This window comes from Vibrio echinoideorum, assembly GCF_024347455.1.
Taxonomy (GTDB): domain Bacteria; phylum Pseudomonadota; class Gammaproteobacteria; order Enterobacterales; family Vibrionaceae; genus Vibrio; species Vibrio echinoideorum.
Genome location: NZ_AP025483.1, coordinates 2,206,748 through 2,219,402 on the forward strand (window position 1 = coordinate 2,206,748; position 12,655 = coordinate 2,219,402).

At 44.5% G+C, this 12,655-nt stretch carries 2 protein-coding genes; one reads left to right on the forward strand and one right to left on the reverse strand.

The features are described 5' to 3' along the window. Positions 1-7 precede the first annotated feature (7 nt). Entirely contained in the window at positions 8-10,399 is a 10,392-nt protein-coding gene (locus OCV36_RS09990) for a DUF11 domain-containing protein (protein WP_135456704.1), read from the reverse strand. Positions 10,400-10,705: 306 nt separating this feature from the next. On the opposite strand from OCV36_RS09990, the gene OCV36_RS09995 reads away from it, so the two are divergent. Further along, complete coding sequence (locus OCV36_RS09995; RefSeq protein WP_135456520.1) at positions 10,706-12,565, forward strand: helix-turn-helix domain-containing protein; 1,860 nt, start codon at positions 10,706-10,708, stop codon at positions 12,563-12,565. Positions 12,566-12,655: the final 90 nt, after the last annotated feature.

Below are 12,655 nucleotides of genomic sequence, written 5' to 3' on the forward strand. Positions count from 1 at the left end.
CAATGGCTTACTTCTGTTCACTTTGTTGATCTTTGCGATGAACGCTAAAGTTGAACTTGGTGAGCTTGTTCGGGGTAATTCGCAACACTTTCGGGTTTTCGCTCACCACTTCCATAGAGGTGGATAACGAATCAGTGTCCAACTTCACTAGGAAGTTCTTACCTTTCTTATTGAGTACCCATTGGTCGGGCACGTGGTAACGACCGTACTGGTCTGTGTAAATAACGATTCCCTCAACCGTCATCAACTTAACGCCCGGAATACCATCTTCGTAAATACCTTTGTTCTCGATAACGATTTCCCACAGGTAATCCTCGCCATCGCGATATAGGTTTCTGGTTACGTTGAGGTTTTCCGCGCTCAGTCCCTTCTTCTTATCTGATTCATGCTTGAACTGAATCTGACCTTTTGTGTCGAACTCAATACGAGAGCCCGAATCGGTTGTGACATAGAAATCAAAGCTCTGCTGTGTGCGAGTCTTAAATTGAATCACCACTTTGCTGGTTTCTGGCAGTGTTCGGTTTACTGAATGCCCCCAAAGATCGCCAAGATCCAAGCCCTGCTCAAGCCCAGTGGTTATCGCACCATCTTGAACAGCAACGTCTTGACCATCACGGATGATGTGTGTCGAGTCGACAATGTAGCCTTGCGTTGCTAGGTTCGCAGTTAACTCAACATCAAAAGCGGTTGCATCAGCTTGGAATCCATCCTTGTTGTGATCTTCAAAAACTTTACCGATGATTGATGAGGTATCGAACACTTTGTCCGGCTCTACGGTCACTTTAGCGGTGTCTTCATTGGAAACAGCCGAGCCATCCACTTTCGCGACTGCGGTGTTGATGTAGTCACCAAAGGTGGCACCTACCGATACACGCAATAAGTATCGAATACGTAGCTTCTCGCCCGGATCAAAGTTCAACGAAGTGAACATAAGCTTGCCAGTGTCTGATGGCTCTTGAGAAAGAACCTGATCGTCTTCCGTACCAAACTCACCATCAATACCGCTCAACACGATTTCTGATGTGTCCACGATATACTTCAAGCCCCCCGGATAACGATCTTCTACCCCCACGTTCTTAAAGTAAGATTCATTGTTGTTCTCAACGATGATCTCGTACTCAACCGCATCACCGACTTGCGCGGTATCTTGCAACGCAGACTTGGTCAGTTCCAATTCCCCAGAGTTATCTGGAATCTTCTTGATGTGAGTGGTTACGCTGTCGCTGGTTTCGGTGCCGTCAGATTCGGTCGCCGTAAAGGTATTGGTAATGTCGTCATCCAAACCTTTACCTAGTGTACCGACCACTTCAAACGCATAGGCATTTCGCTTTTGGGACTTCAGGTTAACGGTAGTGTCTAGGTCTTTACTCGACGGGAAGCTATGACGCTGAATAACCGCGCCTGTATCATCGACTTCAACACCTTCAATCGTCCAATCAGTAAACACTTTATTGCCAACGCTATTTTGCAGTTCGCTGATCTTATCAGTTAGTCGCACGTTCGCTGCATTACCTAGACCATTGTTGGTCACGGCTAGGTAATAAGTGACACTGTCGTCATCTTCAGTGTATTCAGGTTTGTCTGAACGCTTTTCGACAACCAGATCTGCACCCACTGGCGGTAAATCGAGAGCTGATACTTGATCGGCGACTGCCTGCATCGAGGTTTCTGATGCCAACATGCCTTTAGAACGAGCACGCATCGTTGGGCTACCGGTTAAATCAAGGTAGTAGCCAAGCACATCGATGTTGGTCAGCATGTCTTCGTTAACTGTCAGGGTGAAGGTGTAATCAATCTTGCCGCCCGGCGCGATATCGACCAAAGTGAATAAGTCTTTGTCATGATCAAACGTACCCGGTTGCGTTTCAGCCCCTTCCGATTTAGCGGTAAGTGTCCAACCATCAAAAGCATTGCTGCGAGAACCGTCGATGTAATCACCCATTGACTCAGAGAACTGGGTGTAAAGCGCGACATCTTTAGCGATGCCACGACCAATGTTTTGTACCACTAAGTGATACTCGACTTGGTCGCCCGGCACGTAATAAGGTGCGTCTGTAAAGAGATCGGCTTGAACAACCGCGGCAACAGTTTGAACCGGAGGGCTAACCACATCGCCGCCGTCGACTTGCGCTGTATTGATGATACGCCCAGTCGCAGTATCGACTACGGTACCTTTTGAGCGGAATACAACCGTACCGTGCGGAGCAATATCCACACTGTATTCAATCGGGCTAACTTGCTCGGTCGTAGTCCCGACCGTGGTTGAGTCAACAACCAAAGAAGTGGTTCCGTCAACAAAAGCAGGCCCAGTGGTACCATCGTAATAGCTCACCTCAATGGCACTCATATCATCGACAACGCTTAGGTCACTGATGTAGTTGTTTGAGGTGTTTTCAATAGTGATCAAGAATTCCAGCTCGCCACCCGGTTCATACTCGGTTTGTACGTTGGTTTTCGTCGCAACAAACTCCGAGTCTTTCGGCGTCATGATTACCGTCGAGTCTTGTGGTGTGCCGTTGTAAGTGATGGTTGCCGTATTACTGATATCGCCAATCGCCGTGGTGCGAATCAACGCCTTAACGTGGAATGTCACCGCACTTTGTGGCGCAACATCCATATTGACGTCGATATCTTCACTCAGGTCAAAAGTCTTCGGATTCACAACCGTGCGGTCATCTGAAGTTTCAAAACTCACTTCCCACATTAGGAATGCCGATTCTTTTTTGTCTGCTGTGGTATCCACTTCAATGTCACTGATTATGTCTTGCAGCTGAACGCTAGATGCAAACGCCTCAGAACTGTTGGTTACGGTGATGTCGTAGTTAATCAGTTTGGTTACTTCATAAGATGGCGTATCAACCGTCTTCTTGACCGAAACCGTCGCCAACACTGGTGTGCTGGTTGCCGAGTCATTTAAAGTTGTGCCATCAAAGGTCGCTGATGCCGCATTAGTGATATCACCAGTCGCAAGCGTATTCGTCGCTATTTGAATCGTAAAAACAATACTGTCTTCCGGTGCGATATCGAGCGTCTCCTTGAGGTCTTCACCACTGGTTGCGTCTGGTACTGGCATTTCACCCGTCGTCGATACCGCTGAAATTTGGATTGAAGCAGGATCAAAGGCTTGATTCATCTCACCACCAGCAATCGTGGTTTCAACCGATTTCAACGCATCTTCAATCACAACATCTTCTGCCCAACCTAAGCCGTTATTTTTAACGGTCACGGTGTACTGAAGTGTTTCTCCCGGAAGGTATTCCGCTTTATCGACGTCTTTCGTGATCTCTACTTGTGCGTCTTCTGGAATGTAGGTCGCGTCTGCGGTGTATTCACCATCATCGCCAGCCACTTTAACAACGTTTGTGATCTCGCCTTTGGCTTTGTCATTCACGGTATTGGTGACAACAAACGAATAGCTATCGCCGGGGTGAATACTGTAAGTGGCGCTGTAACCTTGATTGGTATTAGACACATCTTTGCGAGCATTCAATGCTGGGTCACCACTACCATCAATCTGTTCATCGCTGATGATCCAGTTGCCAGTAAGGGCTTGTTCTTGATCTGGGCTGTTCGCCACTTCTGTCATGATGGTATCGATACGATCCGTCAGGACTTGATCCACAAGGTAACCTTTACCTGTGTTAGCCACAGTGATCTTGTAGGAGATAGGTTGACCCGGTTGGTACTTAGCATCAGGTTCGGCAATCGGGGTGGTTTCTTTGGTTAACACCAACTGTCCCGGTTGAGGCGTGATGTACCCCTCTCTTAAGCGAGCTATTTTCGAATCGTCCAAGCCATGTCGCAGATATGCAGTATTGGTAAAGCGACCAATCGCGTCATCACGAACCTTGCCTTCAACATGGATTCGAACAACCGTGTACTTGTCACCGCCGCCAGTGCCCGCATCATCACGCCCTGCCATCTTGACTGACTCTGCAGGTAAATCGATGTCTGGGCTGCTTTGCTCAACGAGCTTGTCTAACTCTGAGAAATCATTCGCGTTAGGATCAGATGGTGCAGAGTTGTATAAAACATCGTAATCGACACTCCACTCTGTGAGTGCGGTTTGCATTGAACCATCGACCGTTTCGACTTCGAAGCCACTGATGATGTCGCGGATTGAGAACAGGCCAGAATCCACATCGTCATTAGTGATGTCGATGTAGTAATTCACCGTTCCACCCGGTACGTACGTGGGTGTATCTGTCCACTTATCGATTAAGATATTCGAGCGACCGGGGTCAAGTACGATGTCGTTGGTGTCATCGCCGTTCACTTGTGCTGTGTTAGTAATGGTACCTGTTGCCGATGTTGAAACCGTGCCTTTAACATCGAACACGATGCGTTCGCCGGGGCGAAGATCGACAGTCACATCCAACGGGACACTTCCGTTGTAGTCGCCCTGTACGTCATAAGATCCTACCGGTTCAACTGCAATCGCTGTTGCCCAATCAGAGAACGCATCATCGCCATCTTCCGTTTTGATGGTATGGATAGCATCGATAACACGTACATCATTGGCAATGCTATCGCCCGTGTTATCTAACGTGACTTGATATTCAACATCACCACGTGGTGCATAAGTACAGCTGCTGCCATCGTTTGAAGGAACTGAACAGCCAGCCGATTCACCATCGGTGTATACCAAGGTTTTGAAGTAGTCGAGTTCAGCCGCTTGTGGTGGAATCGTTTCTGATGTTGCTGACTCATTTTCTGCCGTCACTCGGTTGGCTTCAATAGTCCCTAAAGCGTCATCACGGATTACACCCGTTAAGTTGAACGTCAGCACTTCACCTGCGGCAATATCGGTTTCAATATTCAGGTTACTGTTTGGGTTATAGCTAGGAACATAAGTATCGGCGTTTGCATCAATACCATTGCTGACTTCGTGAATGATATCGCCCGAAACAAAGGCAGATTCCATTGTTCCGCCAATAACCTCAACTTGAATATCCTTTACCGTGTCTTTGATCTGAATGTCATTTGCCCAACCGTTTTCAGGGTTAGTGACCACAAATTCATACTCAACTTCATCACCCGGCAGATAAGTATCTCCATCGTTAAACGGGTTACCATTAATCGACACCACGCGTTTTTCAACGCTGATATTATTGCCAAGAGGCATTAGAGTCGCAGTGCGAACCATACCGTCATAATTCGCTTTGTTTTGAATATCACCCAACGCATCCTCACGAATCACAACATGGATGGTGAACGTTAGGCTTTCTTGAGGCGCGATAACAATGTCGTTATCAATATCGATGTTGTTACCAGAAACAAAGTCAACGGCGTCCGTTATAGAACCTGTCGCTGCGGTTTTATCTAGGCTAACTTCCCAACCAGCCAAGAACGGTTGTCCGACAGGGTCAGTGCCAGCAGTCGAGGCATCTTCTGCAATGCGAGTCTGGATTGCAGAAATAGTATCTTCGAGGCGAGAGCCATACTCAATGCCGTTACCCGTGTTCTTAATTTGAACTCGGTAGTAAACCTCACTCTCACCAGCGGCTTGAGAATATTCAGTTTTTTGCGAAGAGAACCCAGCATCATAAAACGCCTTTTTCGAGAATGTTATCTCAGGTTCTGACATCGACGTAGGTGGAGACACAGCGATAAACTGGTTGCCATCATCTTCATCGATATAAGCTTTGTTGGTAAAAGAGCCTACCGCTTTCGGGCTGATTTTGGCTTTGATAACATAACGTACAAAAGCTGATGACATTGCGCGACCAAAATTATCTGCCGAGATATCGAAGTGAGTATCAATCGGCTTATTGTCTTGGATTGAGTTATCAACATCTGGGTTGGAAATACCTGAGCTATCAGTGAATGTTTCAATCGTCCAGCTATCAAATGCAGGGCCACGCGTTCCATCAAAGTATTGAGTGTTAATTTGGTCGATGTCATCACGCAAGCTCATATCATCAACGTGGGCGCTCGCAATGTTCTCAATTAAAATTTCATACTCAACATAACCACCTGGCATGTAGTTAGTTGCGCCAACCAGTTCGTTTTCATCCGTGTCGTAATACGCCAGAATGTTCTTTTCAAAATCAACTTTTCGAGCTTCTTGACGAATATCATGAGATATCGTGTCGCCATCAACGGTTAGAACGTTAACAACATCACCATTGGCTTTATCATTAATAGTCGCGACCACTTGATATTCAAGCGTGGCTCCCATTGGAATATCGGCTTCTAGATCTAAGTTACTGTCTGTTGATGTATAAACCTTGCCCGCACCCGCACCTGCATCCACGTATTCAGAATCAGTGCCCGTTGCGATAGAGGTAATGGTCCACGTTGAATAAGCAGATCCAGTCGTACCATCTACGAGACCGACTGTAATATCTTTGAGGTTATCAACGATTGGAATATCGTGAGCGTTACCTTTGCCGTCATTCTCAATCACTAAATGATAGGTCACGGTTTGAGCGGGCTCGTACACCACTTCATCGGTGGTTTTATCAAAATCTAGATGGTAGTCATCGGGAATCACGACGGTATCTCGATAATGAATATCGCCGACCGCATCAGGTCTTACTGTACCGATTACGGTGTAAGTAACGTCTTCGCCAGCATCAATATCAATAGAGGTCACAATGTCAGTGTCGTTCGCAACATCACCGTCTTTTGTCCCATCGGTCGTACCCGCGTTTGCAGGGTCACTCTTAACTACCGCAACCGTAAACTTGTTTAAACCAACTGAATCATCGAAAAATGGATTACCTGAACTGCCATCTTGTAGCTCCACTGATATGTCATTAATCAGTTCGTTGACGTCAACGTTATTTCGATAACCGTGTCCATCTTGAGAGTTGTATTTGATGGTATAAGTCAGCTCATCGCCCGGGGAGTAACGGTTAATATTGGTTGTACGAACTACGTCGCCACTGTTATGCACCTGATGGTTTTCAGCCACGGCACGTTTGGCATACTCACAATCGTCAGTACAACCTGCATTATCATCATGTATCAGCACCGCTTCGTTGCGGATTATGCCGCCGTCTCTGTCAGCGACACCGTTAGATACCGCATTGTCTTTGACATGCGCCTTAATACGCACCGTGACAAAGCTCTTCGCGGGAATTGAAACTGGAAACTCCACATCTTCACTCGTTTGAGGGCCGAAACCAGAACCAGTATCAACAGACCAATAGTCAAACGGGTTTTGCTCAAGAACATCTTCTACTTCACCATCTTTATCATTCGCTAGCGTAGTAGTGATCTCACTCAGGCGATCCATGAAGATAAGATCGGTCTCATCAGTGTCGCTGTTATTGCCAATAACGATGGTATAGGTGAGATCTTCACCCGGCGTGTAACGAACAACATCGGTCGTTTTGGCTAGTGAAACATTGATGTCATAAGTACTGTGTGAGTTATCTATTTGAGCGGAAGAGCTGTGGTCACGATCCGTGATAGGATCGTAAACATCAACACGATTCGATACTTGTTCTTCTTCATAGTCAGACTTAACAATGCCGCTCACTTCGTAATGAACCCACCCTCCAGGAGTGATATCAACGTCGGTATTGATGTCAGTGTCGTTAGCAATATCACCGTAGCGAGAACCTGGTTTATCAGTGTTGGTTGAACCAACAACAGTCCAACTATCAAAGAAATTAAGTGCTGAAATGCTATCTTGTACCGTTGCGTCATTTGCGTAGCCGATGCCACGATTATAGATATAAATATCGAACGTAGCGCGCTCACCTACAACAAAATCGGTATTACGAGCTGTCTTAGCGACAACAAGATTAGGTTCATTTGGGTAGGTGCGAACGGTATCCGATAGGTTAGTATCTGGTCCCGTCACTGTTGCGGTATTGGTGAACGCTCCCCAAAGAATCTCGCTGTCGACACTGCGATCGAGTGTCCCAACAATGGTATAGGTAATCGTCGCACCTGACGGGATCTGAGCGGTGGCATCCAAATCATTATTATCCGAGAACGATCCAGGGTCGGTTACGGCTTTCACCCACGGAGAGTCTGCTTCTCTTTCTGCACTGATCGTCCACGATGAGAACACAGGCTTGGTTTCACCCGGTTCATGCAGTAACTCAGCCTCTATCGTGCTGATTTCATCTTTAATATTGATGTTAGACGCGAAACCATTCCCTTCTGGGTTGGTAACGCTGATTGTATAAGTGACTTCCTTTGTCGTATCGGTGTAAGCGTTTTGTTCATTGTTGCCATCGACACGCTTATCCAAGACTAGGTAATAGTCTCTTGGGTATGAACCTCTGTCGGAATAAAGCACGCTGTCTACCGTCACTTCATTTCGAATCTCATCATCGGCAATCGGGTTTACCACCGCTGCAATGCTGTAGATGATTTTGTCGTATGGGGCTAGCTTCGCTTCCACATCCAAAATGTTCTTATTGCTCTGATTACCTGAAATTTCACCGCTAAAACCGGGATCACTGTTTATTGAGACTAAGTCATCCGAACCATAAGATTTCGCCGTCACAACCCAGCTCAAATACGCTTTGGTCGGCTCATCCGTGATTGATTTGGTCATGATTGATGCAATGTCATCGTATACTGGCACATCGATCGCGTAGCCATCACCGTTGTTTTCTACAGTAATTTCATAATTAAGATCGCCACCTGCAGAGTAGTAGCGTGAATCTACTTCCTTCTGTACTTTTAACTTGGAATTTGGCATTTGCACGCCTGAACCAGCCTCACCAAGGTTATCTCCTAAGCACAAACCTGCATCAGTACCATCATCAACAATTTGACCCACACTGGTATCTGCTACTTTTGCTGTTAACTTGTAATGAACAAAACCTTCAGGTGCCAGATCGACTTTTAGGTTGATGTCGTTCGTAGTCCAAGCTCCATAATTAAATGAGCCATAGTTAGAACCCTCACCGCTGCTCTCATCCACTTCTAGCTTCCATTCAGAGAATGCAGAAGCGGTGGTGCCATCGGCTTGCTCTGTCACAATACAAGCGAACTTATCGATCACTTCAACATCGTTAGCGAAAAACTCTGTGTCCTTGTTAGAAATAATAATGTCATAGACCACTTCGTTATCACCGACTATCCCCGGAACATAAGTAGTATCAGTGGTGTTCTTATTACGTGTAATTTGACTTGATGACGTCGTCAGAACGTCTTTTGAATCAAGAATATTAGCCAAAGCATCGCCAGAATCCGCGAGGCCATCAGCATCAATCACTCGGGCAACAACTTGGGGAATTTGACCAATAGACACGGGGCTCACGTCCACCACAACGGAATAAACAATCTGCTCCCCGGGATAGATAGACACTTTGTCTTCTAGTGACTTGTTCGACTCCTTTCCAGACGTATTGAGTTCAGAAAGGCTATTAGAACCAATCGAGGTCACTTCATTGGTCCAAAAGTCGTAAGGGTTACCAACCGTGTCAGTTGCGTTTTTTTCGTTGCTGACATCGTTACCTAGATCGGTTTCAAGATCCGCAAGAAATTGCTGAACAGAATAATGGTAAGCAATACCGGAATTTGCTTGGTTGGCTACGGTAACCGTGTAAGAGAACTCATCATCAACTAGGTAGTTATCCGATTGATTCAAGGTGTGTTTCAGAGTGATATTAGGCGCAGTGGGTGGCGTGGTAATTACGTCCCCAGTGACCAACGCATCTCGCGTTTCTGCGGTTATGTTGTCATTAACAATGTCGCCGACGAGTTTGTCGGCAACAGTCGTTCGAATTGTGTAGGTGATAGATCCGCCAATATCTATCGATGCATCAGCGACTGACAAGTCTCCTGAAGAACTATAGGTACCCGCATCACTTTCGCCGCCTTGGACCTCGGCAGAGTTCACGTTGTCAGTGAAGGCCTGTTGAAGAACACCATCGATGTCGAATGCCTTGATATCTGAAATAGCATCTTGAACATCAAGCGTTCTAATCACCGAATCGCCAGTATTCGACACCTTGATCGAGTACGTGAGTTCATTCTTCAGTTGGTAGTTTGTCTTGTCTATTGACACCACAACATCATGTTGGTACACACCACGCTGAATGGATTCTGTATTTGATTCAACAGCATCCAACAATCCAGTGCTCGCACTTGCGACGTTATCGATCGTACCGGCTGCGTCACCAGAAACGGTAGCCACCATGGTATAGGTCACCGATCCACCAGCCGCAATACGTACACCTGATGCATCTAAGTTTCCGAAGCGACTGTAATCACCTGGAGATGAAAGGAAGGAGGATTGCGCTTGAGTCGAGACTTGCGAGAACGCACTTACATTATTCCCTTGGTCATCTGTCGTTAAGATATTTAACAGCTCATCTTTAACGTCCAACTCAGTGATAGCTTTATCCGACTCATTCGTTAAAACAAGCGTATAAGCCACCTGCTGGTCGTTGTCGTAAGACGTACTGTCAACAGACAGATCCATAACAAGACCCGTTGTGTCCGCATGGGAGGCAAATGGAAACAATAGAATGAATAAGAAAAAGGCAAGATTGTATCTGAACATTAACGCGCACTTCACAGTAGATTGACAAGTGTCTAGGCAAAAAGCCATAGATTTGACGTCACCAATTTGGCACTTAGCCTAATAGGGACATGCGCAACATACAGTTCAAATAATCCGAACAATTAACATCCGTAAAAAACAAATTACTGAAGATGTTAAATAGAGAGTCTGATGTCTAAATTAGAATCAAGACATTGAGTTAATTATCAGAAGGTTAATGTTTTAATGAGTGAGTTTTCACAGTTGTTACGTAACTTCAGAAAGGAACTTCAATTTACACAAACAGAGTTTGCAACCTACTTAAATCAGCTAGACGATGAGTTTAATGCGGTAGACGTCGTAACGATAAATCGCTGGGAAAACAGTAAGGTAAAGCCTAGTGCATACAAAGCACTCAAGATCTTACAGTACCTTGGCGGAGATTTGTTTGAGACAATAAAGAGCTTTAAATCCGAACAAAAAGACACACTAATCGAACTGTTTTTAAACGAATCCTATGGTTCATTTCAAAGTAGAATTTCAGCTCTATCAAGCCTGAATGAACAACAAGGCAGTCGCAGCTTTAAGTCACAGCCTTTAATGTCAGAGCCTTGTGACACTAGCGTTATCGACAGAATCAAACTACTTTCTAAATTCACAAAAGTCGATATTTCGCCACTGAACCAAATTGATTTATATCTCTATTACTGTGAAAAAAAAGCACACGGTCACAAGCTCATCAATACAGATGGCGACATTGTGAGTCACAACGTAGGCTTTTTCTTTGAAGAGCATCAATTCGAGAATTTAAAGACTCAAGAGCTAGATCTAAGAATGGCTTGCTCTTTAAATTCAAGCAAAAGCATAAATTATTTTAATATAAGCTCACACTCAGAGACAAAACATCATGTTATTGAGCATATAGTTTCAGATATACAGTTACTTTCTCAGAATGAAAATATAAAAAGATACTCTGTTTTAGTAAAAGATCCCAACATGATGAAACTCTTGAAAGGCGTGGGATTTGAAGTATTCAAATTTTCAGAACCTTCTGCTAAAAAATGTAATATCACATTCAAAAATAAACATTATAGCTACTGTATATTAACGATTGACAAAATAGACTATCTGACTAATCGGAATGTAATGTCACTAATCAAAGATGAATATTCTACCATGATGAAATTTCCGCAATTACTGCGCGAAGCGCGCAAGAAATTGAAGTTAACGCAAAAGGATTTTGCGGCATACACTAATCACTTAGATGATGAATTCAGCTCTGTAGATGTCGTAACGATAAATCGATGGGAAAATAGCAAAGTAAAGCCAAGTAATTACAAAGCCCTAAAGTTATTGGACTGCCTTGGTCTGGACTTGTATACAACGTTGAAATCCTTTGATTCAGAAGATAACGAAGACAGTGCACTACTTGAAGACTTCCTTCGTGAGAGATTCTTTTCGTTTCAAAGCCGAATATCGTCTATCACTAAAGGGGAGATAGAAGAAGGCTGCGACTGTCAGATCATGCCATTAATGACAGATCAGAATGACAAAGCAGTAATAGATAGAATAAAGCTGATTTCACAATATACAAAGGTGGATTCTTCAGCCCTTGATACTATCGATCTGTTTCTCTATTGCAGTGAAAAAAAGGCGCATGGCAGAAAAATGGTCAATGTTAATGGCGATATTGTTAGTCATAGCCTAGGTTTTTTCTTCAACGAAGATATATTCGCCCAATACCAGAATAAGAACCTACATATTAAGCAAGCCTGTTCTTTAGAATCTAATCATAACTTAAATTACATTGTGGTTAGCGGTCATTCTGAGAAGCGCGAACAATCTATTGCGAACCTAATTTCCGATATGAAGCTTCTTGCAAGAAACACTAAGATTAAAAAGTATTCCATGATCATAAAAAACCCCAGTGCATTGGACCTTATGAAGAATATCGGATTTGAAATCTATAAGTTTTCTGAACCAACAGAGGAAAAGTCGAACATCACATTCAAAAACAAAAACTATCGCTACTGCGTGCTAACTATCGACAAGATCGAATTACTTAGTAATAAGCATGTTATATCGTTCATTAATAAGTACGGTTAATTATAAAAAGTTATTGGATATAAAAAGCCACCAACCAATAGGTGGCTTTGTAATTCTCTACGGACTCCTCAATAGTAGCGAATCCGTTAA